Source organism: Melioribacteraceae bacterium (assembly GCA_019638015.1).
Classification (GTDB): domain Bacteria; phylum Bacteroidota; class Ignavibacteria; order Ignavibacteriales; family Melioribacteraceae; genus JAHBUP01.
Map to the genome: position 1 here is coordinate 1,330,331 of JAHBUP010000001.1, position 24,256 is coordinate 1,354,586.

At 34.5% G+C, this 24,256-nt stretch carries 29 protein-coding genes and 1 other RNA gene; 25 read left to right on the plus strand and 5 right to left on the minus strand.

Annotation, left to right across the window (positions count from 1 at the left end; genetic code table 11):
- Nucleotides 1-3: 3 nt before the first annotated feature.
- The 16 genes from KF816_05335 (at nt 4) to KF816_05410 (ending at nt 12,564) form a co-directional block, all read left to right on the plus strand.
- Nucleotides 4-1,077, plus strand: a complete 1,074-nt coding sequence (locus KF816_05335; GenBank protein ID MBX3007438.1) for a hypothetical protein — start codon at nt 4-6, stop codon at nt 1,075-1,077.
- Nucleotides 1,078-1,626, plus strand: coding sequence for a cob(I)yrinic acid a,c-diamide adenosyltransferase (locus KF816_05340; GenBank protein ID MBX3007439.1), 549 nt, complete (start codon nt 1,078-1,080; stop codon nt 1,624-1,626).
- 85 nt (nt 1,627-1,711) lie between these two features.
- Nucleotides 1,712-2,068, plus strand: a transfer-messenger RNA (tmRNA) gene (gene ssrA / locus KF816_05345).
- Between the two features lie 182 nt (nt 2,069-2,250).
- Nucleotides 2,251-3,105 carry a diaminopimelate epimerase gene (locus KF816_05350; GenBank protein MBX3007440.1) on the plus strand — a complete coding sequence of 285 codons (855 nt, stop codon included), beginning with the start codon at nt 2,251-2,253 and terminating at the stop codon, nt 3,103-3,105.
- Between the two features lie 11 nt (nt 3,106-3,116).
- Nucleotides 3,117-3,425 (plus strand): hypothetical protein, encoded by a 309-nt coding sequence (locus KF816_05355; protein ID MBX3007441.1) that lies wholly within the window; start codon nt 3,117-3,119, stop codon nt 3,423-3,425.
- Between the two features lie 41 nt (nt 3,426-3,466).
- Nucleotides 3,467-4,519 carry a PHP domain-containing protein gene (locus tag KF816_05360; GenBank protein ID MBX3007442.1) on the plus strand — a complete coding sequence of 351 codons (1,053 nt, stop codon included), beginning with the start codon at nt 3,467-3,469 and terminating at the stop codon, nt 4,517-4,519.
- Between the two features lie 55 nt (nt 4,520-4,574).
- Nucleotides 4,575-5,264 (plus strand): tetratricopeptide repeat protein, encoded by a 690-nt coding sequence (locus KF816_05365; protein MBX3007443.1) that lies wholly within the window; start codon nt 4,575-4,577, stop codon nt 5,262-5,264.
- Nucleotides 5,265-5,324: 60 nt separating this feature from the next.
- Nucleotides 5,325-5,891: an elongation factor P gene (gene efp, locus KF816_05370; protein ID MBX3007444.1), complete on the plus strand. Its 567-nt coding sequence runs from the start codon at nt 5,325-5,327 to the stop codon at nt 5,889-5,891.
- 14 nt (nt 5,892-5,905) lie between these two features.
- Nucleotides 5,906-6,379 carry an acetyl-CoA carboxylase biotin carboxyl carrier protein gene (gene accB / locus KF816_05375; GenBank protein MBX3007445.1) on the plus strand — a complete coding sequence of 158 codons (474 nt, stop codon included), beginning with the start codon at nt 5,906-5,908 and terminating at the stop codon, nt 6,377-6,379.
- A 24-nt stretch (nt 6,380-6,403) separates the two neighbouring features.
- A complete protein-coding gene (gene accC / locus KF816_05380; GenBank protein MBX3007446.1) occupies nt 6,404-7,747 on the plus strand; it encodes an acetyl-CoA carboxylase biotin carboxylase subunit in 1,344 nt (447 codons plus the stop codon).
- 7 nt (nt 7,748-7,754) lie between these two features.
- Nucleotides 7,755-8,132, plus strand: a complete 378-nt coding sequence (gene gcvH / locus KF816_05385) for a glycine cleavage system protein GcvH (protein ID MBX3007447.1) — start codon at nt 7,755-7,757, stop codon at nt 8,130-8,132.
- A gap of 60 nt (nt 8,133-8,192) precedes the next feature.
- Nucleotides 8,193-9,734 (plus strand): glutamine-hydrolyzing GMP synthase, encoded by a 1,542-nt coding sequence (gene guaA / locus KF816_05390; protein MBX3007448.1) that lies wholly within the window; start codon nt 8,193-8,195, stop codon nt 9,732-9,734.
- A 15-nt stretch (nt 9,735-9,749) separates the two neighbouring features.
- Nucleotides 9,750-10,430 carry a DNA repair protein RadC gene (radC, locus tag KF816_05395; GenBank protein MBX3007449.1) on the plus strand — a complete coding sequence of 227 codons (681 nt, stop codon included), beginning with the start codon at nt 9,750-9,752 and terminating at the stop codon, nt 10,428-10,430.
- Nucleotides 10,431-10,519: 89 nt separating this feature from the next.
- Nucleotides 10,520-10,777, plus strand: coding sequence for a hypothetical protein (locus tag KF816_05400; protein MBX3007450.1), 258 nt, complete (start codon nt 10,520-10,522; stop codon nt 10,775-10,777).
- Nucleotides 10,778-10,805: 28 nt separating this feature from the next.
- Nucleotides 10,806-11,507 carry a LysM peptidoglycan-binding domain-containing protein gene (locus tag KF816_05405; protein ID MBX3007451.1) on the plus strand — a complete coding sequence of 234 codons (702 nt, stop codon included), beginning with the start codon at nt 10,806-10,808 and terminating at the stop codon, nt 11,505-11,507.
- A gap of 226 nt (nt 11,508-11,733) precedes the next feature.
- Nucleotides 11,734-12,564, plus strand: coding sequence for a PhoH family protein (locus KF816_05410; GenBank protein MBX3007452.1), 831 nt, complete (start codon nt 11,734-11,736; stop codon nt 12,562-12,564).
- On the opposite strand, the gene mazG is transcribed toward KF816_05410, so the two are convergent.
- On the minus strand, nt 12,561-13,322 hold the full coding sequence (mazG, locus tag KF816_05415; protein MBX3007453.1) for a nucleoside triphosphate pyrophosphohydrolase: 762 nt from the start codon (nt 13,320-13,322) through the stop codon (nt 12,561-12,563). The two genes, KF816_05410 and mazG, sit on opposite strands and share 4 nt — an antisense overlap.
- A 109-nt stretch (nt 13,323-13,431) precedes the next feature.
- Here mazG and KF816_05420 point away from each other — a divergent pair, with 109 nt between their 5' ends.
- The 5 genes from KF816_05420 (at nt 13,432) to KF816_05440 (ending at nt 17,040) form a co-directional block, all read left to right on the plus strand.
- Entirely contained in the window at nt 13,432-13,893 is a 462-nt protein-coding gene (locus KF816_05420) for a RidA family protein (protein ID MBX3007454.1), read from the plus strand.
- A 104-nt stretch (nt 13,894-13,997) separates the two neighbouring features.
- A complete protein-coding gene (locus KF816_05425) occupies nt 13,998-14,486 on the plus strand; it encodes a hypothetical protein (GenBank protein ID MBX3007455.1) in 489 nt (162 codons plus the stop codon).
- 58 nt (nt 14,487-14,544) lie between these two features.
- Nucleotides 14,545-15,030, plus strand: a complete 486-nt coding sequence (locus tag KF816_05430; protein ID MBX3007456.1) for a LytR C-terminal domain-containing protein — start codon at nt 14,545-14,547, stop codon at nt 15,028-15,030.
- An 8-nt stretch (nt 15,031-15,038) separates the two neighbouring features.
- Entirely contained in the window at nt 15,039-15,401 is a 363-nt protein-coding gene (rsfS, locus tag KF816_05435; protein MBX3007457.1) for a ribosome silencing factor, read from the plus strand.
- 10 nt (nt 15,402-15,411) lie between these two features.
- Nucleotides 15,412-17,040, plus strand: coding sequence for an arginine--tRNA ligase (locus KF816_05440; protein ID MBX3007458.1), 1,629 nt, complete (start codon nt 15,412-15,414; stop codon nt 17,038-17,040).
- Between the two features lies 1 nt (nt 17,041).
- Here KF816_05440 and KF816_05445 read toward each other — a convergent pair whose 3' ends face one another.
- The 4 genes from KF816_05445 to surE are packed head-to-tail and all read right to left on the minus strand — an operon-like array spanning nt 17,042 to nt 21,040.
- Complete coding sequence (locus KF816_05445; GenBank protein ID MBX3007459.1) at nt 17,042-17,731, minus strand: ComF family protein; 690 nt, start codon at nt 17,729-17,731, stop codon at nt 17,042-17,044.
- Nucleotides 17,712-18,146: a hemerythrin family protein gene (locus tag KF816_05450; GenBank protein MBX3007460.1), complete on the minus strand. Its 435-nt coding sequence runs from the start codon at nt 18,144-18,146 to the stop codon at nt 17,712-17,714. The genes KF816_05445 and KF816_05450 overlap by 20 nt, the downstream gene beginning before the upstream one ends.
- Nucleotides 18,143-20,269, minus strand: a complete 2,127-nt coding sequence (locus tag KF816_05455; protein ID MBX3007461.1) for a hypothetical protein — start codon at nt 20,267-20,269, stop codon at nt 18,143-18,145. Before KF816_05455 ends, KF816_05450 begins: the two co-directional genes overlap by 4 nt.
- Nucleotides 20,270-20,275: 6 nt before the next feature.
- On the minus strand, nt 20,276-21,040 hold the full coding sequence (surE, locus tag KF816_05460) for a 5'/3'-nucleotidase SurE (protein MBX3007462.1): 765 nt from the start codon (nt 21,038-21,040) through the stop codon (nt 20,276-20,278).
- Between the two features lie 114 nt (nt 21,041-21,154).
- Between surE and KF816_05465 the strand changes: the two genes are divergently transcribed.
- From KF816_05465 to xseB, 4 genes are read left to right on the plus strand one after another with little or no spacing between them, the layout of a single operon-like run.
- The gene (locus KF816_05465) at nt 21,155-21,988 is read left to right on the plus strand and encodes a hypothetical protein (GenBank protein ID MBX3007463.1); all 834 of its coding nucleotides are present in this window, start codon (nt 21,155-21,157) and stop codon (nt 21,986-21,988) included.
- Nucleotides 21,989-21,992: 4 nt separating this feature from the next.
- The gene (locus tag KF816_05470) at nt 21,993-22,859 is read left to right on the plus strand and encodes a hypothetical protein (protein ID MBX3007464.1); all 867 of its coding nucleotides are present in this window, start codon (nt 21,993-21,995) and stop codon (nt 22,857-22,859) included.
- Nucleotides 22,856-24,034: an exodeoxyribonuclease VII large subunit gene (locus KF816_05475; protein ID MBX3007465.1), complete on the plus strand. Its 1,179-nt coding sequence runs from the start codon at nt 22,856-22,858 to the stop codon at nt 24,032-24,034. Before KF816_05470 ends, KF816_05475 begins: the two co-directional genes overlap by 4 nt.
- Nucleotides 24,027-24,248 carry an exodeoxyribonuclease VII small subunit gene (gene xseB / locus KF816_05480; GenBank protein ID MBX3007466.1) on the plus strand — a complete coding sequence of 74 codons (222 nt, stop codon included), beginning with the start codon at nt 24,027-24,029 and terminating at the stop codon, nt 24,246-24,248. The genes KF816_05475 and xseB overlap by 8 nt, the downstream gene beginning before the upstream one ends.
- The last annotated feature ends 8 nt before the right edge of the window (nt 24,249-24,256 follow it).

Sequence of the window (24,256 nt, forward strand, 5' to 3'; positions counted from 1 at the left end):
AATATGTTTATAGAAAACACTAACATAAATAACATAAGTATGTTGAAAGAAAAATTTCCGCTATTGAATGAAAGTGATGGGGGAATTTCTAAATATATGGATGAGAAAACCGAGTTAAACTCATTGAAGCATGGGGTGGGAGCTAAAATTCATTTTTCCCGTTCAATTATAAAAATAATGGGTAAAGATGTACTCGACTATCTTCACCGTGTTTCAACTAATAATGTTATCAACCTCGCACCCAATAGCGCAATTCCGACCTTATTCTTAAATGAGAAGGGAAGATTTATTGACAGCTCAATTCTTCTACATCTGGAACATGAATTTTTGTTAATTGGGAATGCCGACCCGCACCGCAGACTATTAAACTGGATTAACAAATTTATTATTGTTGAAGAGATTCACACTTTTGATCAATCTGACAAATTGATGGTGTTTGAATTTTTTGGACCGCAATCTCATTCATTTTTAACTATGATTTTGGGTTCTGAAATTGATAAAGTCGTAAACGATTCCGTTAAAAGATTTGATGTTGACGGATTCACTTTTCATATATTTCTAAATAAAATAAATAAAGAAATTAGTAGTTATTCAATAATCATTGAACGTGATAAGTGCAACGCTTTTGCTGATTATCTTATAAGAATTACCGGCGCTTTCGATTTTAGTTTCGTGGGTGATACAGCATTCGACCATTACAGAGTAATTAATAAAATAGCCTCATTCCCTAATGAAATTAATGATCTTACAAATCCATACGAAGCAGAGTTAATTAGTAATGTCAGCTTCACTAAAGGATGCTATATTGGGCAGGAAGTAATTGCACGACTCGATACTTATGATAAAATTCAGAGAGAGTTAATTATACTACGCTCAGAAGTATTAAAAGATAATCTTCAAGATGAAATTTACGACTCCGAACAGAATGTGATTGGTCAATTTACTTCTCACTCCACACTGTCAAAAAGTATTTTAGGATTAGCTCTGGTTAAGAAAAAATCGTTATCGAACCAAGTTCAACTTTTTGCTGTTAATAATGGAAAGATGACTGAACTTGAAATTGATCAAAGGTTGTAGATGAAAATTTATACAAAGACAGGAGACTCTGGAGAGACTTCATTGTTTGGGGGAAAAAGAGTTTGGAAAGATGATACCCGAATTAGCGCCTATGGAACTATTGATGAATTAAATTCAATTCTTGGTCTTGCGGTAGTGGAATGTATTAACCCGGAACTCAAAAATATTTTACTAGGTATACAGAACCAATTATTCAGCGCTGGTTCAGATTTAGCAACCCCACTGGATTTTGATGACAGCAAATATCCAATTCCTCGAATTAAAGATGATGAAGTAATTGTTCTCGAAAATTTGATTGATAAAATAGACGTTCAGCTTCCGCCTCTTAAAAATTTCATATTGCCCGGTGGCAGCAAATGCGCGTCATTTCTTCATTTGGGTAGGACTGTATGCAGAAGAGCTGAAAGAGAAGTTGTTACGCTGGTAAAAACAGAAAAAATTAATGAGAAAATAGAAGTATATTTGAATCGGCTTTCTGATTTATTGTTTGTCCTAGCCCGATACGATAATTATTTACAAAAAGTTGAAGATGTAATGTGGCATAAATAATTTGTTCTTAAATCCTTTTGACGAAACTGAAACCCAGAATTAATAGAACTCATCACTCAATACTCTATGTTCTACACTATTTTCCGGGGGTGAATTTGGCTTCGACGGGGTTATTTGTTCTTTGAACTGCACACCGTGTTCTCCGTAGACACGCTAAACGACGGTAAAAAAAACTAAATGGCGAATATAATTACGCTTTAGCTGCCTAATTTAATTTAGGAGCCGTTCTACAGTTCCGCTCACGCCGGGGATTGATAGAACGCCGATTGGTGTGATAGCTGAGTCGAACTTCCGAATAGACGAGGCGAATTTAATTTCGGGATAGTTCTGTAATAATCTGTTTATCGATGATTACAGAATGAAATTAAAAGATAAACTAAGTGTGTAGATGTTCTCTGAAATGTAATTTCGGACCGGGGTTCGACTCCCCGCACCTCCACCAGGTTTTTATTAGGATCGGAAATTGTAATCCGATTTTTTTCAATTCTCTTTTTCTAAAGTATTCTGCTGGCTTATCCTATCTATCATTTGTTGATTCATGAACTAAAACCCTCAAATAAAAATCGTGCCAAATCCTTTTTTTGATTGATTCCCGCTTCTCATTCAAGTAAATTTGAGACCGCAATGAAAAATTTATTGTTCACCAAAATGACTGGGGCGGGCAACGATTTTATCTTAATAGATAAAAAAATTAACCCAGAATTTGAAATATCAACAGATATTATTATTAAAATATGTGACCGGCATTTTGGAATTGGAGCTGATGGCGTTCTTTTATTTGATGAGGATATTAATTCTTCTTTTAAGTTGAATTACTATAATTCTGATGGCTCAACGGGTAACTTATGCGGAAATGGCGCAAGATGCGCTGTTAATTATGCTTATTCAAAAAAAATGTTTGATAGCAAGAAAATAAGTTTTTTATCAAACAATCAATCTTACTCAGCCGAAATGCTGGCTCCCAATATTGTAAAATTCTATTTGAATAAGCCTCAAAAAATTAAAATGAATTTTATGGTAAAAGCTTTTAATCAGTTAATTAAAGCTTCATTTGTAAATACCGGGGCACCACATATTGTTCTTAATTGTAATGATATATTAAAAAATCCCAACGACCTGAATTCAAAATATGATTCAGTTGATGATCTTCCGGTTACTAAATTGGGTAGGGAATTAAGGTATCATAAGGATTTTTTGCCCGATGGCGTGAATGTTAATTTTATTACGAATGATCGGGATAATATAAAAATACGCACTTATGAAAGAGGAGTTGAAAACGAAACTCTAGCCTGCGGAACCGGTTCGGTCGCAAGCGCAATTGCGGTTTTTCTTAATAATGGTATTAAACCGCCCATAAAACTTATTGTACAAAGTGGCGCGGAATTGATAGTTGATTTTAATTATGTGAACAACAATTTTGAGAATATCTCCCTCACGGGTCCGGCTCAAATTGTATATAATGGTGAATTTATAATCTAATTGAGGTATAAATGAGCAAAGTAATCTTTTCAATACGTTATAATATCTTTCCAGAAAAAAGAGAAGAATACCTTGATGTAGTTCGTGAACTTAAAAATCTTGTTAAATCAGAGGGATTAGAAAATTACTCGGTTTATGAGCAAAAAAATAAACCAAACTCTTTCGAAGAAATTTATATCTTCAAAAACAATGAATCATATGAAACATTTGAAGATAATACCGATGAGAGAATTGATCTTTTAATGACAAAGCTTTCTGATTTAATAAAAGAGCAAACAACTCAATACACTACACTTTTCGAAGTTAACAACGCACAATAATTGTGTGTAACAACTAACCCGCCTAACAAAAGGCAAAAAACATGTTTGAGTATGTCGGAGCTTTACATATCCACTCAATTTATTCGGATGGATCTGGCGATGTCAAAGATATCGCTTTAGCCGCAAATGAATCTGATCTGGATTTTCTTATCCTAACCGATCATAATACTCTTCGTGCTCTCACCGAAGGTTTGGAAGGATGGTACAACAAAACTCTACTTCTTGTTGGCTGCGAAATAAATGATAAAGAAAATAAAAATCATTTATTGGCGTTCGGAATTGATGAAACATTCTCAACACGAATGCCGGCTAAAGAATATGTAAAAAGAGTTAGTGATGCGGGAGGATTGGGATTTCTGGCTCACCCACATGAAAAGAGATCATCAATGTCGGAGCATCCTCCATATCCATGGACAGAATGGGATTGTAACGAGTTCACCGGTATTGAAATTTGGAATCATATGTCGGAATGGATGGAGGGACTCACGGAGCAGAATAAATATAATTATTTTGTTCACCCGCTTCGCTCAATTACATCTCCGCCTAAAGATACACTGGAAGCCTGGGATAGGTTAAGTTTGGAGAGGAGGGTTGTTGGTATTGGAGGCATTGATGCTCATGCTCATAAAGTAAACTTATTCGGTTTTTTTGAAGTAGAAGTTTTCCCATATAAAGTCCTCTTTAAGTCAATACGGACTCATATTTTGACTAATGAAAGATTGTTACCTTCGTCGTCGGATACTGGTTCTTTTTTAATAGCCAAAAAAGCTTTGTACAATTCATTGAAAGAGGGTAATTGTTTCTTTGCTAATTATTATCATGGCGATGCTAAAGGATTTAGGTTTTTCGCAGAGGATGGAAATTCGATATATCAGATGGGTCAAAGTTTGGATTTAAAGGAAAAAGTTAAATTGAGAGTAGTTTTGCCAAACTTAGCTGCAACTATAAGATTAATTCATAATGGCCAACTTATCAATTCGGTTGATTCGACAGATGCTGAATTTGTTGTTAACGAAAAAGGGGTATACAGAATAGAGGTCTACCAAAACGAAAATGCCTGGATTTTTTCAAATCATATTAGAATCGGTCTATAATTTTTGTTAGATTTCTCCGCCAAAAAATAAACATTGTTAAAAAAAGAGGTTTCCCGTGTTAGACGCAAAAAAGAAGGTTACTAAAAAACAGATGAAAGAAGATAAGCTCGTAACCAGCTACTACAAAGTTCAATCATTTTATTTCGAAAATCAGGCTAAAGTTTTAATTGCCGCTGGAGTGGTAGTCTTGATAATAGTTGCTGTTATTATGTTAAATAAAAGAGGCGATACTAATAATGTTGCCGCTTCGGCTGCTCTTGCAAAAGTTACTCCACTTATCGAAGCTGGTTCATTGAACGAAGCAATTGAAGGTGATAAAACCGGCAATATCGATGGGCTCAAAAAAATTGTAAATGAGTATGGCGGCAGCGAAGCCGGGGAAGTGGCAAGAATTTATTTAGCAAATGCATATTTTATTTTAGGAAAAGTTGATGAAGCCTTAGATCAGTTTGAAGATTATTCAGGAAGTAATGAGCTATTAAAAGCGGCTTCAAAAGCCGGTGCAGCCTCCTGCTATGAATCGAAGAATGAATGGGAGAAAGCTGCTAATCTTTATTTGGATGCTGCAAATATTTCTAAAATTAATCCATCTAATCCCGAATTTTTATTGAAAGCTGGAAAATGTTTTATAAAATTGGATAATAAAAGTAGAGCCAAAGAACTCTTTTTATCAATAAAAAAAGATTATCCTACTTCACCAATTACGTTTGAATTAGATAAATATCTTCTTCAAATTGAAAACTAAATTACTTATTGCATTTAGAACAGATGCTGATTATTTTTTAATCGAATAGAGGATATATAAATGGCAGATACATCAGATTTTAGAAATGGATTAATAATTCGATATAAAGGGGACCCATTTGTTATTGTTGAATTTCAGCATGTAAAGCCGGGCAAAGGTGGCGCCTTTGTTAGAACTACACTGAAGAACTTAAAAACTGGTAGAGTATTAGAAAATACATTCCGATCGGGTGAAGGAGTTGATGTTGTTAGAGTTGAACGAAGGAAATATCAATTCCTTTTTAAAGAATCTAACGATTTTGTATTAATGGATAATGAGACTTTTGAGCAGACCAACGTATCCTCCGATGTTTTTGGGGAAGGGCAACAATTCTTAAAAGAAAGTGATGAAGTGGAATTACTCTTGGATGATAATGATCAAATCATATCGGCTGAAATTCCGATTTTCGTGAATTTAGAAGTGAAAGATACCGAACCCGGATTTAAAGGAGATACAGCGAACAATGCCTTAAAACCGGCAATACTTGAAACGGGAGCAAAAATTAATGTCCCTCTCTTTGTAAATATTGGAGATATGCTTAAAGTTGACACTAGAAACGGCGCATACGTCGAACGAGTTAAAAACTAAATAAAATAGGTAGCATGGATATAAATCTGATAAAAAAGCTCATCAAAATTGTTGAGCAAAGTGAGATTACCGAATTCTCCGTTCAAGAAGGTGATCTAAAAGTAAGTATCTCAAAACAAACTAACACCCCCCCCAGTTTTCAGATTCAACCTAATTATGAGCAACCAAAACCGCTGCAGGTACAACAACCGGTAACTTCTTCTTCGGTTTCCGTTTCAGAAGTTAAAATTGAAAAGCCCGCTGATAATCTTCATGAAGTCCGTTCCCCAATTGTTGGTACATTTTATAGAGCTCCCGCTCCCGATGCCGACGATTATGTGCATGTAGGGGATTCCGTTTCTGCTGGATCGGTACTTTGTATTATTGAAGCAATGAAACTAATGAATGAAATTGAAAGCGACGTTGACGGTAAGATCGTAAAAATATTAGTTGAAAATGCTTCTCCAGTTGAATACAATCAACCCCTTTTCTTGATTCAGAAAAACTAAATTTCTCAAATTAGCGAGGTTATATTGTTCAAGAAAATATTGATTGCCAATAGGGGCGAGATAGCTCTCCGAATTATCCGCACTTGCAGAGAGTTAGGAATTAAAACAGTTGCAGTCCACTCGGAAGCTGACCGTGATTCTCTTCATACTATTTTTGCTGATGAAGCTGTTTGTATAGGTCCCGCATCAAGCAGCCAAAGTTATTTAAAAGTTCCGAGCATATTATCTGCCGCGCATATTACCGGTGCCGATGCAATTCATCCTGGTTACGGCTTCCTTTCGGAGAATGCTGAGTTTAGCGAAATTTGTGCTGACTCAAATATAAAGTTTATTGGTCCATCCCCCGATTCCATTAGAAAGATGGGGGATAAAGCATTCGCCAAAGAAACAATGAAAAAAGTTGGCGTGCCCGTTGTGCCTGGTAGCGATGGCGTTATTTCTACAGTTGAAGAAGCAAAAAAAATAGCCGCCGAAATTGGGTATCCGGTAATGTTGAAAGCTTCGGCTGGTGGCGGTGGTAAAGGAATGAGAATTGTATTTGAAGAGAAAGATGTAGAAAAAATGTTTCAAACTGCCAGCAATGAAGCTGGTGCCGCTTTCGGAAATTCTGATCTTTATCTTGAAAAATTTATTGAAAATCCGCGCCACGTAGAAATTCAAGTTATGTCTGATACACATGATAATTTTTATCATTATGGTGAACGCGATTGCTCTATTCAGCGGAGACATCAAAAATTAATTGAGGAATCGCCATCTCCCTTATTAACTGAAGAAGTTCGAAAGAAAATGGGAGATGCGGCCATAAAAGGAATCAGATCAGTAAATTATGAGGGAGCCGGAACAATTGAATTCCTTGTAGATAAACATCTTAATTTCTATTTCATTGAAATGAACACCAGAATTCAAGTTGAGCATCCGGTTACTGAAATGGTACGAAACATCGATTTGATTAAAAACCAAATATTAGTTGCTGCTGGAGAACCAATTGAAGATAAACCAATTGATCCTCGCGGTCATGCTATTGAGTTTAGAATTAACGCGGAAGATCCAGAAAAGGGTTTTAGACCATCACCGGGAAGAATTGAGTATTTGCATTTCCCGGGAGGATTTGGAGTTAGAATCGATTCACATATTTATAACGATTATGTTATTCCCCCTTATTATGATTCACTTATCGCTAAAATGATTGTATGGGGAACCGATCGAAAACATGCGATTGCCAGAGCCAACAGAGCGTTGGATGAATTTAAAGTTGAAGGTATAAAAACTACAATACCATTCCATAAATTAGTATTGGCTAACGAAAGATTTTTAAGCGGTAATTTTGATACATCTTTTATCGATCAACATTTAAAACTTAACCAGTGAGGACTCCATGAACGTTCCAGAAAAATTAATGTACACTAAAGATCATGAATGGATTAAAGTAGAAGGAAATACCGGTATTATAGGAATTACAGAATTTGCACAAGGAGAATTAGGAGACATTGTTTATGTGGATATCGCACCAGACATCTCAGAGATTATCTCAGGCCAATCATTTGGTACAATTGAGGCTGTTAAAACCGTGAGCGACCTATATGCCCCGGTGGATGGTAAAGTTATTTCAGTGAATGAAAAACTCAAAGATGAACCACAGCTCATTAATGGCGATCCCTACGGCGAAGGATGGATAATTAAAATTGAATTGAGTAACCCTGCACAAATTGATGAACTTCTTTCAGCTTCTGCATATCAAGAACAGTTAGGTTAGTAATAAAAATCTTAAAGTTTGGGCAGTTCTATACTGCCCATTTATTCCCCGGAATTCAAAATGCATCATTCAAGTAAAATTCTAATAATTGATTTCGGCTCACAATACACTCAATTAATTGCCCGCAGAATTAGAGAGTTAAAAGTCTTTTGTGAAATTCATGCTCATTCATATCCAATAGAAAAAATAAAAGATGAAAAACCTACCGGCATTATTCTCTCCGGCGGACCTATGAGTGTGTATGAGGAAGATTCACCTAAAGTTAATTCTGAAATCTTTAAACTGGGTATTCCAATTCTGGGGATCTGTTACGGGCTTCAATTAATTACAACCGAATTTGAGGGAGTAGTTTCTTCAGCTGAGCATCGCGAATATGGTAAAGCAGATATTGAGATTGTTGAGCATGACCCACTTCTAAATAATGTTATTGATAAATCGGTTATTTGGATGAGTCATGGCGACCTTGTAACAAAAATGCCGGATGGATTTAAGTTAACTGCTAAAACCGCAAACTCTCCACTTTGCGCAATTTCTGATGTTAAAAGAAAAATATTTGGGGTGCAATTTCATCCCGAGGTTGTTCATACTTCTGAAGGGAAAAAAATACTTTCCAATTTTGTATTTAATATCTGCGGATGTATTGATGATTGGACTCCTCATAATTTGATTGAGTCGACCATAAAAAATATTAAGGAGAAAGTGGGCAGTAGTAAAGTTATTTGCGCTCTTAGTGGTGGTGTAGATTCATCAGTTGCCGCTGTGTTAATTCATAAAGCTGTGGGGGATCAACTTACCTGTATCCATGTTGATTCTGGAATGATGCGAAAAAATGAAAGTGTTAATATTGTTAAAATGTTTGAAGAAAATTATGACTTGAAAATTATTCATGCCGATGCAACTGATATATTTTTGAAAAGATTAGAAGGCGTAATTGATCCCGAGAAAAAAAGAAAGATTATTGGAAATACTTTTATTGATGTTTTTGAGCAGGAATCAGCCCACATTGTTGACGCGAAATACTTAGTGCAGGGTACACTTTATCCTGATGTAATTGAATCAGTCTCGGTTAAAGGAGCTTCTGTAACAATTAAAACTCACCACAATGTAGGTGGTTTACCGGAACGAATGAATTTTGAATTGATTGAACCTTTTAGAGAATTATTTAAAGATGAGGTGCGAGCGGTAGGAAGAGAATTGGGACTGCCAGAAAATTTTATTCAGCGTCATCCATTTCCGGGGCCAGGACTTGCCGTGCGAGTACTCGGCGAAATTACTCAAGAGAGATTGGATATTTTACGCGAAGCTGATGATATATTTATTAGCGAAATTCAAAACGCGGGTATTTATAATGATATTTGGCAGGCATTTGCGGTTCTGTTGCCAGTTCAGACTGTAGGTGTTATGGGAGATGCAAGGACATATGAAAATGTTGTTGCACTTAGAGCTGTGACATCATTAGATGGAATGACTGCCGACTGGTTTAGATTTGATTATTCATTTCTCGAATCTGTATCTAATAAAATTATTAGATCGGTTCGTGGAATAAATAGAGTGGTTTACGATATTAGCTCAAAACCGCCCGCAACTATCGAATGGGAATAATTATTTATAGGGGGATTGATGAAAGTGAAGGAACTTCCTCTCGATGATAGACCGCGTGAAAAACTTTGTTTAAGAGGTTCTCAAAGTTTATCTGATTCAGAATTAATTGCAATTCTTTTGAGAACGGGAAAAAAGGGAACATCTTCAATTCAGCTTGCCCAGCAACTCTTAATTCATTTCAAAAATTTAAATCAACTCTCAATGCAATCTGTCGATTCACTGAAAAAAATTTCTGGAATTGGTAGGGATAAAGCCGTTACTTTAGCCGCATCTTTTGAGTTAGGACGTAGATCCGATTCACAAAAAAAATGGTTTTCTAACAAATCAATTACAGTTCCTTCAGATATTGCAGATATTTTTATCCCATTGTTACGGGATAAACAAAAAGAAGAATTCTATGTAATTTGTTTAAATTCAGCTAATAAAATTATAAAGTATGAAAAGATTACCGAAGGAATTTTGAACTCGAGTGTGGTTCACCAGCGAGAAATATTTAAGGTAGCTATTGAAGCAAATTCAGCGAATATCATTCTTTTGCATAATCACCCAAGCGGAAATTGCGAACCTAGTAATGAGGATATCTCCTTCACCAAAAAGATGATCGAAGCCGGAAACATAATTGACATAAAAATATTTGATCACATTATCATCTCTGGAAACTTTTTTACTAGTCTAGTTGAAAAAAGGGTCATTTGATTTGCATTAACTACGATTTTGCTTCGTTTAAGCGTTAAAATTATTATCTTTGTAAAAAATTTTTATTCACTTAATAACAGGAGTGTAAGATGAAAAAACTACTTGGTACTGCTCTTGTAATTGCTTTGATATTTGGCGCTACTGCTTGCAGTGGTGTGTCACAAGAGCAATTAGCAGAACTTGAAGCGCTAAGATCAGAAGTTAAAGCCCTCGAAAGAGAAGTTAATGGCTTGAAGAGCGAAAAAGCTTCTATTGAAAAAGAAATAGCCGAGAAAAATGCAAAATTAGACCAGTGTGCAAAAGAAAAGGCTGAAGTAAAAAAGAATCTTGAAAAATTAGGCTTATAATTAACAGTTTAGAAATCTGGAGGAATAAATGAAAAATATTAAGTTTTTATTTAGTGGAGTTTTATTCTTTTTTCTAGCCGTTAATCTTTTTGCTCAAGCCGAAATGACAAAAGAAGAGTGGCAGAACGAAATTAACCGCTTAACAGAAAGAAGAATTGCTTTAAATAGCGAATTAAATACTCTTAAAGCTGAAGTTTCTAATCTTAAAAAAGTTAGAGACGGTTTAAAATCTTACAATGACTGTATGGATGAATTATATGCAATGCTTGGCGCAACAAAAGCTGATGTTGATAATTTCAGAAATCAAGTAGATGCTTTAACTAAAAAAATTGATAATCGCGAAGCTCCAAAAGCTGATCGTGTTGCTGAACTAAGCTCATTGCAAAAAAATAAAATTTCTGCTCTAACTGAATTTTTTGATAAAGTTCACAATCAATTACCAAGAAAATTAGATGCTTGGGTTGAAGCTCCAACAGAAATCAATTATACAGTTGTTAAGGGCGATCACTTATGGGGAATTGCTCGTAAGAAAGAACATTATGCAAACCCATTTGCATGGCCTATGATTTACAAAGCTAACAGAGATCAAATTAAGAATCCTGATTTAATTTTCCCAAAACAAATATTTAAGATTCCTAATTTGACAGAAGAAGAGAAATCGAATTATGATAAAATAAGACGTAATTACAAACCTGCACCGGCAACACAGAGTCAATCACTTGGTAATTAAGTCCTAATTTTTTCCTTTAAGCCCTTTTCATTTTATGGAAAGGGCTTTTTTTTTGATATTTTTGCAAATATAAAAATTGAGAGGTCAACCAAAATTGCAGTTCGAAAAAATTATCAAACTTGAAAATGTAGATTTTGTTTCATTTCTGGGATTCAACGATTCAAACCTCAAACCAATTGAAGAAAAATTTAACGCCAATCTTACAGTCCGCGGTGATAATGTGATTATCCAGGGAGTAAAAGAAGAAGTTGAAATAGTAGAAAAAATAATAAAAGAAATGATTTATGTGCTCAATTCAACGCGCCGACTTGAGACTGCCGATATTTATAATATTATTGATTTGACCCTTCAGGGGAGAGAAATAATTAATGGAAAAGAGTATGAAAATATTGTACTCTACTCAAAGAAGGATGTTATAAAGGCAAAAACTCCAAACCAAGTGGCATATTGGAATGCAGTTCGTGAAAATGATGTTTGTTTTGCTATTGGTCCAGCCGGTACCGGAAAAACTTATCTGGCGGTCGCATTCGCTGTTGCTTCTCTTAAAAAAGGAGTGGTGAAGAAAATTGTACTAGCCCGCCCCGCTGTTGAAGCAGGTGAAAGCTTAGGCTTTTTACCCGGTGACTTTAAAGAAAAAATTGATCCTTATTTGAGGCCTCTGTATGATGCGTTAGAAGAGATGATACCCGGAGAACAGCTTAGAAATTATTTAGAAAAGGGGGTAATAGAAATAGTACCCTTAGCTTTTATGCGTGGCCGAACTCTAAATAACGCATATGTTATTTTAGATGAAGCTCAAAACGCTACATCTATGCAGATGAAAATGTTTCTTACCAGACTCGGTCCAAATTCAAAATCAATTATAACGGGAGATATTACTCAAATTGATTTACCCAGTTACTCGCAGAGCGGATTAGTACAGGTTAAGAATATTCTTCAGAACATTGAGGGAGTTGCGTTTATTTATTTCGATAAAAGTGACGTGGTTCGTCATCGTTTAGTAAAAGAAATAATTAATGCTTATGAAGAACACTACAACTCAAAAGAAAAAAATTAAAACGATGATTTGCTTTCATTCCAATATTGATCCATCTCTGCCAAAGAAGTTTGGCTTAAAGCTTTTCCTGTTTCTTTAACCTTTTGTTCAACATAATTAAATCGTTTTATAAATTTTTCATTAGTAAGACGAAGAGCATTTTCCGGATTAATGTTTAGAAATCGGGCATAATTTGTAAGTGCAAAAAATACATCACCCATCTCTTTCTCCAATTCTCTGGTGTTGCCTGCTTTTTCCATTTCGTGCATTTCTTCAATTTCTTCAATAACTTTTTTCCAAACATCTTCTTTCTTGTCCCAGTCAAAACCAATTTTTGAAGCTTTTTCTTGCAGTCTAAATGCTCTCGCCAACCCGGGCATGGATTTAGGCACTCCTTCAAGCACAGATGTTCGTCCCTCGGATAATTTTATTTCTTCCCAATTTTTTAGGATATCTTTAGTTCCATTCACTTTTACTTCGCCAAATACATGAGGGTGTCTTCTTACTAATTTATCAGAGATAGACTGAATTACTTCTTCAATTTTGAAGGTTCCATTATCTTCTGCAATTACCGAATGAAATAATATGTGAAGAAGAAGATCCCCCAATTCCGATTTTAACTCGTTATAATCTTTATCGTCAATTGCCTCAACAACTTCATATGTTTCTTCAATTGTGGCGGCCTTAATTGAGTCGTGTGTCTGTTCACGATCCCAAGGACATTCGGTACGCAACCGTTTCATTATATCATATAATTCTTGAAATTTATCGCCAATCATTATTGCTCCGGTTCTATTGTTTTAGTGAAATGGTTTCTGCTTTTATTATTCATTTTTCTACACGAAATATTATATTAAATAAAGACTTTTCAAAAAAATGAGAAAAATGATGATTGAAGCTAAATTTAAAGAATTAACCGGTTTTGATATTCCAACAGCTCCAAAACCATTAGCCGCATACGTGCCAGCAAAGCTTTCCGGTAATTATGTTTATACTTCAGGACAGTTGCCATTTAAGGAGGGGAAATTGATTGCTGAAGGGAAGGTGGGAAAAGATGTTGATGAAATTACCGCTATTGAATGTGCTAAATTATCGATTATTAATTGTTTGAGTGCGGTTAAAACAGTTGTTGCTGATCTTGACAGGATAAAACAAATAGTAAAGCTAACAGTTTTTGTGAGTTCGGCTCCTAATTTTACCGCACAACCCAAAATTGCGAATGGTGCATCAGAATTTTTAGTTGAACTATTTGGCGAAAAAGGGAAACATTCCAGAAGCGCTGTAGGGGTCAGCGAACTCCCAATTAACGCACCCGTTGAAATTGAAATGATTGTTGAGCTCGACGATTAATTATTTTTGACTTGAAAATTGATCGTACAGAATTTAAAATTGCAACTGATTGTTGAAACATAATTGTGTAGGAAGCGGTTAAAGCTCCCAAATAAGGAAAAGACATGAAACGAATAATACTATTATTTTTTATTGGAACGGGGCTGACATTCGGCCAATTTCGTGACGAATTAAATAAACCCATTGATTTTAAATCCGGTATATCCAATAATTCACCTTCAAGTCTTTTCCTCGATTTTATTAATCCACAAAATTTCTCAATGAATCATTCATTCAGTCTTTCATATTCGGCATTCGGCGGCGGGGGAATGGCACTTGGAATGTATACAAATAGCTTGAAATATAAATTCAACGATCAATTAAATATTGAAGCGGATGTGAGCATTTTAAATTCTCCATATAATTCGTTCGGAAAAGAGTTCACAGATCAGATTAATGGTGTATATCTTAGCCGACTTGAAATGAATTACAAACCCACAGATAATTTTAAAGTAGTCCTTCAATACAGCCAAATGCCTATGAACTATTATTCCCCATATTACGGTTATGGCGGATCTCGTTATTATAACCCATTCTTTTATGGAAGAGATTGAGAGAAAGAATAATAAGTTTCTTAAATTTGCCCCATCTATTTATTTGGCATTCAACTAATTGGAAAAAAAGACAGTAAAAAAGACAACTGACGGTAATAATAAAAAATCGTCGGTTATTAATATTTTATTAAATATTTCGATATTTATTCTCACCGCAATAATTATTTATATGCTTTATTCGATTTTTGTGAAGTTTAATTTCGGATCTGATAAGTATGTAATCAGCGAGAACAAAGAAGTAGCTTCAGAAATAATTCAAGTTGACGTGCTAAACGGATGTGGAGTGGGCGGTGTGGCAGACCGGTTTACAGATTTCCTAAGAACAAAGAATGTAGATGTAGTAGGAATTAAAAATTATATATCGTTTGATGTTGATGAAACAATGGTTGTTGATAGAACTGGAAATGAAGCCAATGCAAAACGGATTGCCAATCTATTAGGCATTAAAAATGATAACATAATTACACAACTGAATAAAGATTATTTTATAGATGTTTCGATAATTGTAGGTAGAGACTACTTTAACCTAACACCATTCAAGTGAGGAATTAATTGGATACATTGAAATTCGCAAAGATGATAGGGGAAATAATATTATCAAAAAAAGGGTATGATATTAAAATCCTCAACTTAAAAGGCATTTCAGATATGGCGGACTATTTCATCATTTGTTCTGCTGAAGCTGATAGACAAGTTAAAGCTATTGCCGATGAAATTGATGAAAAACTGCTTGAAAAAGGAATTAAATGTTTTCATAAAGAGGGTTTCGAAACTCTGAACTGGATACTACTTGATTATTTTGATATTGTCGTGCACATATTTAGGGCCGAGTCGAGAACTTATTACAATCTCGAAAAATTGTGGGGCGATGCTCCGGTTATTTCAATTGAAGATAAACCAAAGAAGAAGGCATAGGTCGTTAATTATGAAAGAATACCTCGTCAGCATATTTAACGAATTATCCCAAAAATTAATCTACTTAAATGAAGTGGATTTTATTTTTACTGTTCCACAACAGGATTTGCATGGTGATTATTCTACGAATGTTGCGATGCTGCTGACTAAAAAGATTAAAAGAAATCCACGCGAGATTGCGCAGGAAATAATCGACGGCTTATCCTACTCCAATGAAATTATTACTAAAGTTGAAATAGCAGGACCCGGTTTTATCAATTTTTATTTTTCGCCAACATATATTACGGAAATAATAAAAGATGTACTTTCTCTCGGATCGGGTTATGGTAAGTCGAAAAAATATGTGGGGAAGAAAGCAATTGTTGAGTTCGTCTCTGCTAATCCAACCGGTCCACTTACTGTTGGGCACGGCAGAAATGCTGTAATTGGTGATACTGTTGCTAATATGCTCGAATATATTGGTTATTCAGTTGATCGAGAATATTATTTCAATAATGCCGGCAGACAGATGAGAGTGTTGGGGGATTCCGTTCGGCTCCGCTATCTTGAATTATTAGGGGAGAAGATTCAATTTCCTGAAGATTATTATCAAGGGGATTATATAAAAGATATAGCCCAACTGCTTGTAAATGAATATGGGAATAAGCTGTTAAATGAAGATGCTGAAGGTAAATTTAAAGAGAAAGCAGAATACGAGATATTTCAAGATATAATTAAAACTTTAGCAAATACTAAAGTGAAGATGAAATATTTTTATAATGAACACACCTTATACGAAGAGGGAAAAATTAAATCTCTGCTTGAGCTGTTCAAGAATAAAAATTTATCATACGAAAAGGATGATGCTGTTTGGCTTAAGCTGCAAGAACTGGGGAATGAGCAGGATAAAGTTATAGTAAAATCTACTGGAGAGCCAACATATCGTTTACCAGATATTGCATATCATATTACAAAATATGAACGCAATTATGATTTAATTGTTGATTTATTTGGTTCCGATCACAGCGCTACTTACCCAGATGTACTTGCCGGATTAAAAGCATTAGGATATGATACCTCAATAATAAAAGTGCTAATTCACCAGTTTGTTACAATAATGGATAAAGGTGAAGTTGTAAAAATGTCCACCAGAAAAGCTAATTATATTACTCTTGATGAGCTGATCGATGAAGTGGGGAGCGATGTAGTGCGATACTTTTTCAATATGAGAAGTTTAACAAGCCATTTAAATTTTGATATCGATCTTGCCAAAAAACAATCAGATGAAAATCCGGTTTTTTATCTTCAATATGCACACGCCCGAATAGCCTCAATCTTGAGAATGACTCAAGGCGAGGGACTTACTCAATCTTTAAACAATTTATCGCTTTTGCAAAAAATTGAAGAACAGAAATTGATCAAGAAGATTTATGAATTTCCAAGCGAAATTTTGCACTGTTCCGAACAATTTGAACCCCATCGAATCACTACTTACTTGGAAGAATTAGCCTCTCTCTTTCATAGGTTTTATACTGAATGCAGAATTATTGGTAGTGATAAAAATTTAGCAGAGGCAAGAATTGCATTGGTAATGGCGGTTCAGCAGACTATTAAAAATGGTCTCTCCATTTTGGGAGTTGACTCTCCCGATAAGATGTAATTTATAAATCTGCAATTGCTACCGATACGGCAAAGACTTCCAAAGCGCCTTGGTCTATAAGTACTTTGGCACATTCCGACACAGTTGCCCCCGTTGTAATCACATCATCTACAATCGCAATTCGTTTTTGTATTATATCTTTTGGGCTAACAACGTTGAACGCATCCGAAATATTTAATTTTCTTTCATGCAAAGAAAGATTTGTTTGTGTATTTGTGAAGCGTTTTCGTTTAATGATATTTTTTTTTACCGGGATACCCGAAGATTTAGAAATACCTCTAGCTATAACAAATGATTGATTATATCCTCTCTCAGAAATACGAGAGTGAAAAAGTGGAATTGGAACAAGAAGATGGCACTGCCACGATTGGAGTTTTTTAAATATTATCTGGCCGGTAATTTCCCCCAAAGCCTTTCCAACATGATAATCATTATCATACTTCAATCTATGAAGTATAAACTGCAGTACCTTTTCCTTTTCGAAAACAAATGGCGATATAAAATCCTTAACATAATTATCAGCACTAAATTTTCGCTCATACTCCTTTTTGATCAGTTCATCCCCGGCAATTTTGATTGAATTAAAACAAGCAGAACAGACTAAAGATTCGGTTTGATTAAGTGTACAGTTGCAAGCAGGGCATAATCGGGGAAGAAAAAAATCTACGAAATTAGCTAGCGCCTTTTTCATTTAAGTTTTCTCTGGATTTTATGTACTCAACAAGTTTTCTATCTTTAATTTCGATGTGATTATAATACCATCTTCTAATACTTTCTAAAACCCCAACGTCAAATAATTTTTGGCTTTCCAAAAAATCACCTACTATCATTTTTAGATTATTATTAAACCTCCGGTGCTCCATTTTGTGCGAATAAAATCCATCAAATTTATTTTCTATCATTATCTTTTCTTCATACTCAAAATGCAGTTGAATGTGTTGAATAAGTTTGGGGAAAATTTGATTAATTGATTCCAAATCTTTATTAATATAATTATCATATAATCGATTAATTAAAGAAGCTAAGTCATAATGCTGATTATCGATATCCTCTATTCCTAATTTTCCAGTAACGGTGAAATTTATAAAATTCGTTTGTTTCATCATAACAATCCGTTTCGTTTTCGAACAAACCATTCAATACCAAATAATAAAATGATAAGTAATAACCAATAAAAGTTTGATGCTATTTTAAATTCTGAATATTTGGTTTCCACAATTTCACTGTCTTTAGTTAAGGACTTAACTAAATCAATTAATCCCGAAGTTTTATCAATCTCAAAATATTGTCCACCAGATTTATCGGCGATTTGTTTCAATAAATTTTTATTTATCACAGTTTCTATTTTTTCTAATGACAAGTCTTCAATCAGAAAATTGAAAAGACTACTTTCAATATTATTCCCAGATAACTTTGATCTAGCAATTATTCTGTAATCGCCTCTTAATTCCAGAGAGGTAGTCCCGGTATAAAATCCATTGACTGTATGATTTAGTTTTACTGTTTTGATCCCATCCTTATTAATTATTTCAGCAACAACTTCTGCATCGGTAACAGGTGTGAAAGATTGATTATATAATTGTGCTTCTATTCTGATTTCCTCACCAGGATAGTATTTTTTGCTATCAGTTCTCACCGATAAAAGTTTCTTGTTACTGCTAACAGAGAGCCACTTAATTAAATCATTCATAAGTGAATCAAAAAAATCGGGAAGTTTTTCGGCAACTTGAAGTTTCCATTGCCAGGTTTCGTACCCCAGTATTGAAATAACCCGTTTATTACCCAATGAACTTGATACAATTAACGGAACTCCAGACGCGCTAAATTTGGACGTACCTTCTAAAATGGTGGAAGCTCCCGGTTTTATCGTCAATGCTAAGCCAGGGTGGCTCAGAGGAGGTAGACCGTTAATTATCTCGGCTTTACTTATTTGTGAGGACAATATGTTCGTAGAATTAGTAGTTGTAGCTGGCAGTACATTAATTTCATTTAAGTTTTTTGGATCCAAATTAAATGGTACGATTTGCCTCATTATTTCAAATCTTCGAGAATCAATATTTGGCGAGTAAAAAAATAATATTGGTTTATTCTTTTGCTGATGTAGTAATATTACTTTATTTATTAGTTCGAGCGGTGAATTATTTGAGGGGAAATTAACAAGTACCAGTACATCGGAAGAATCAATCAATGAAGAATTACGATTATTAAGAAATCTATTACTAGATATACTTATCAACTTGCTAATTTCCAACTCTTGATTATTGCTCAGTGCGCTAATTACTGCGGTAAGATCTGATGAGGGAACACCGGCAACAATTCCAACCTTTAATTTCGATTCCAATACATCAATAAAAAATGTTTCCTGATTATTTAAATATGAGTACTCCTTTGTAAAACTGCTCAGCCTTAATTCAAGTTTTCGCTCACCGACATTTATTGAAGTGTAATCAAATTCAATATTACTTACAGTCTCAGCGCTTAATACAATATTCTTACTTGATATTTCCTTCGCGCCATCATACAATGAAGCTTTAACATTCACTTGACGTGGGAAGGTGTTTTTAATAGTGGCTCGTATCTCCGATTTTTTGTTTGAATAAATGTACTTATTAAAATTTATTCCAATTATCGCCACATCATGTTTAACTATAGAATCACCAATTCCAACTGTATATATGGGAAATGAAAATCTATCCGCGAATATGGTAGGATCGCTTCCATCAGTAATAATACCATCACTTATAATTACTGCGGAGCTTATCTGCTTTTCATTACTTTTTAGAAAATCGAACAATTTCGAAAAATTAGTTCTCTGATCATTGAGGAGAAGGTTTGATTCATTTCCCTCCCTTAATGAATCAACTTGATCGCCGAAAATATATTGATCTTTGGAAATTGTCTTTAGTTCATTGCTTAGATTATTTAGGATAGAAATATTTTTTAAACTATCGGAGAGAGCAATTGAATTGGAGTTGTCGGTAAAAATGAAAGTATTTTTTTTTATTGTATCAGATGTTGTAACTCCAAACGAAGGCTCAAAGAGCAGAAGCAGAATAAATGCCAGACAGATAAATCTAATTGCAATTAAAGTGTAGCGTAATACATTACTCAGTGCTGGAATTGTAAACTTGTAAATAAAGTATGAATACAACAACAGTACGATTATTGATAAAATTACTAATAGTAAACTGCCGCTAATATTTATTGTTATATTATCAAAAATATTCATGTTCCATTATTTAAGTGATTCTAAATCCCAACTTTTCATATCAGAATATGTTTCATAATCTGTCAAGTCAAAATGAATTGGAGTAATGGTAGCATAATCATTTTTTAGAGCGAAATAATCTGCATCGAGTGAATTATCCGATTCAATAAGATTGCCGGTTAACCAATAATATTTTTTCCCATAAGGATCTGTTCGTTCCTGGTAAATATCATCCCATTTCGATTTGCCCTGTGTTGTGAGCCTTACACCTTTAATTTGAGATTTCGGCAAATCTGGGACATTCAAATTTAATAGTGTACCTTTTTGCATAACCTTTTTAGTGAAAACTTTTGCCAGTCTCGCGGTTAACTCTGAAGCATAAGAAAAGTCCTTTGCATCATGACTGGCTACCGAAACAGCAATTGCGGGAATATCCATTATTGCTGCTTCTCGTGCGGCGGAAACCGTTCCACTATATATAATGTTAATGGCAGCATTGGCACCATGATTAATACCCGAAACAACTAAATCGGGTTTTGATTTCATGATATTTCTAATACCAATTTTAATACAATCAGCCGGAGTTCCATCAACTGCATATCCGAAGAACTCGCCATTTTTGAAATGTTCGGTTACCCGTAGTGGGATTTTCATTGTTATTGCATGACCAACAGCACTCTGTTCTGTACTTGGAGCAATGATGGTTACTTCGGCAATTTTTTTCAATTCGTCAGCCAGTTCAGAAATGCCCTGAGAATTAATGCCATCATCATTTGAAATCAATATCTTCAATTAAACCTCGAATGGAATTTTGAAAAACTTTTGCAAATATATGTAATTCAACTACCGATAAAAATTACTAAATTTGAATTACGGTTCCCTACTTATTATTTAATTGATTAGAGCATGAAAATAATATTAAGAATAATTCCTTTGCTTCTTTTTGTCTCGATTATTTCTGAGGCCCAATTTGCTGAACCAGCATTCGATATTTATTTAATTGATTCCTATGTAACTCCTGAAAAACCAAATAAATTAGTAATTTCTTTTATTACCGGAGATAGTACAACAAGCAAAATTAAATTCAAAAATTCTCTTGAATTTATTGTATCCAATGCCTTCACAGAAACCCACAAATTTGAGATCGAGTTTGAAAAATTGGGGATTGCGGAATCAATTGTATCTTTTGATATAATTGCAAAAAATAGGGAAGGAATTATTGCTTCACTCGAAGATAATTTTATTGAAATTTCTGAAGGATTAAAAATAAGCGATGAAAATGATACTGGACTTTTTCAGACTTGCTGTATTGGCAGCGCCATTTTTTTATTTCCCTCTGCAAGTATTTCATTTAGTGAGAATAGTTCTTATTTCGGGATAAGCAAAGAATTACCCCTATTTTCATTTTATTCTAAAGGATATAATTACCCAATTGGCTATATCGGCGCTGAGTATTCTTATTTTTTTAATGCAGAAGAAAAGCACCGGCTGAATATTGGGTATAAGCATATTTTTGAGCTAAACTTTATAAAATTTATTTCAATTGGAGCTAATTTTTCTACACTATTTGAGGGAAGGCATTACTTATCACCCGAGGTAACTGCTGGATTATTTCAGATCGAAAACGTCTTCACTATTTATGTGCGATATCGTTATTTACGGCCATTCTCTAGTAATCACCCAAATGAACATTTCTTATCTATTGGGTTATACTCACACTTTTTTTCATTAAATTTCTAGCAGTTTGAAAAAAGAAAAGAACATAGTGATGGATTTGGGGGAGCGGGGCAAATATAATCCCAACAATAAACTAAATGATCTCACTGGTAAAGAATGGCTCAAATTTACTAAAAGCTGGTTCATTCTACGTCCGCCAAAAAGAAAAAATGAGGAACTGCTCCATCCCGCTAAATTTCCGGAAAATCTTGTGAAAGATTTTATCACCTTTTTTACTAAAAAGGGAGCTTGGATTTTAGATCCATTTATGGGAACTGGAAGTACTCTTTTAGCGGCTAATAATGTTAATAGAAACTGCGTTGGCATTGAGTTGTCCAAAAAATATTTTGCTACAACAATAAAAAGGGTTGAAAAATTAGATAGCAAAAACAAAATTATTCCACTTTCTGGCAACTCCCTAAATTTAGATGCTGTATTAAAGAATAATGATCTTTCATCAATTAATTTTGATTATGTGATAACATCTCCCCCTTATTGGAATCAATTAAGAAGAAGTTCGATAAGGCAAAAGGAACGCAATGAAAAAGGGCTTGATACCAGCTACTCTAATAATGCTGATGACTTAGGAAATATTGAGGATTATGATTCATTTCTTGAGATGCAAGCCAAAGTATTTGATAAAGTTTTTGAGTACACAAAAGTCGGCTCCTATTTAACCATCATAACTAACAATGTATATTTTTCTGGCAAATTATATCCGTTAGCGTTTGATACGGCTTCATCATTAACAAAGAGAAATAAAAAAAGCTGGGTACTAAAAGATGAGAGAATTTGGCTGCAGGATGATAAAAAGTTAATTGCATTGGGGGTTAATAGCGCTTGGGTTGGAAACAGACATCACCAATATTGTTTGATTTTTAGAAAGGAATCATGAGCGATAAAATTTTAACAATCACTGAAATTACTTCTCAAATTAAATTCACACTTGAGGAAAAGTTTGATGACCTGGTTTTAATTGGAGAGATTTCAAATTTCAAAGCGCATGTGTCGGGTCATTGGTACTTTACCCTAAAGGATTCAACAGCCCAAATCAGTGCGACAATGTGGCGTGGTGTTAATAATTATGTTTACTTCACACCGCAAGATGGTATGAAAGTAATTGTAACCGGAAAAGTTTCGGTTTACGCTCCAAGAGGTTCATATCAAATTGATGTAAGAAGCATGAAACCAGCTGGAGTTGGAGAACTACAGGCGGCATTCGAGAAATTGAAACAGAAACTCTCATCGGAAGGATTATTTGATGAAAAATATAAAAAAGGAATTCCTCAACTCCCCGCAAAAATTGGAATTGTAACATCGAGAGATGGCGCGGCTTTTCAAGATATGAAAAGTATCGCTCAGCGAAGATTTCCTCTTACCGAATTTGTGCTTGCTTCTTGCAAGGTACAAGGGGATGGAGCGGCCAATGAAATTGCTAACGCTATCAATGACTTAAATAAACTTGATGATATTGATTTGATAATTGTAGGAAGGGGAGGCGGTTCTCTGGAGGATCTTTGGGCGTTTAATGAAGAGGTTGTTGCTCGTGCAATTTTCAAGTCGGATATTCCTATTATTAGCGCGGTAGGACATGAAATTGATTTTACGATTTCCGACTTTGTAGCTGATTTGCGAGCTCCAACTCCATCCGCCGCCATTGAACTTGCTACTCCCGATATGCAAAATTTAATGGATTGGCTCTCAAATTTATCAGATAATTTTTATCAAAATTTGGTTGATAAATTATCCGATAATTTTTCAAATTTACGCCAGTTAATATTTTCTTATGGTTTTCGCAGACCATTGGATAATCTAAACACAAAATCGCAACAGTTAGACAATTTATTATATCGTGTCGAGAATAATTGTGAAAGTAAACTTAAATTTCATAAAAGTAGTTTAGAACTTATATGGGCAAGACTTGAATCTCACAACATTGAGAAAGTACTGCAAAAGGGATTTGCATTAATTCAGCAGAATGGAAGATTTGTGAAGAGAAAAGAGGTTCTCGATTCAAATTCAGAGATTAAAATAAAATTTATTGATGGAGATGTGATTATAAATGGCTAAAAAGAAAGAAAATAATTTTGAGGAAAATGTTAACCGACTTCAGGAAATTTCTGATCTTCTCGAGAACCCGGAAACCGGACTTGAAGATTCTATTAAATTATATGAAGAAGGAATTAATTTGGCAAAAATTTGTTACGATACTTTAAAGAGTGCGGAGCTTAAAATTACAGAATTAAAGCAGACGCTTGAAACAAAAATTAATTTTAACGAATAGGATTTTTA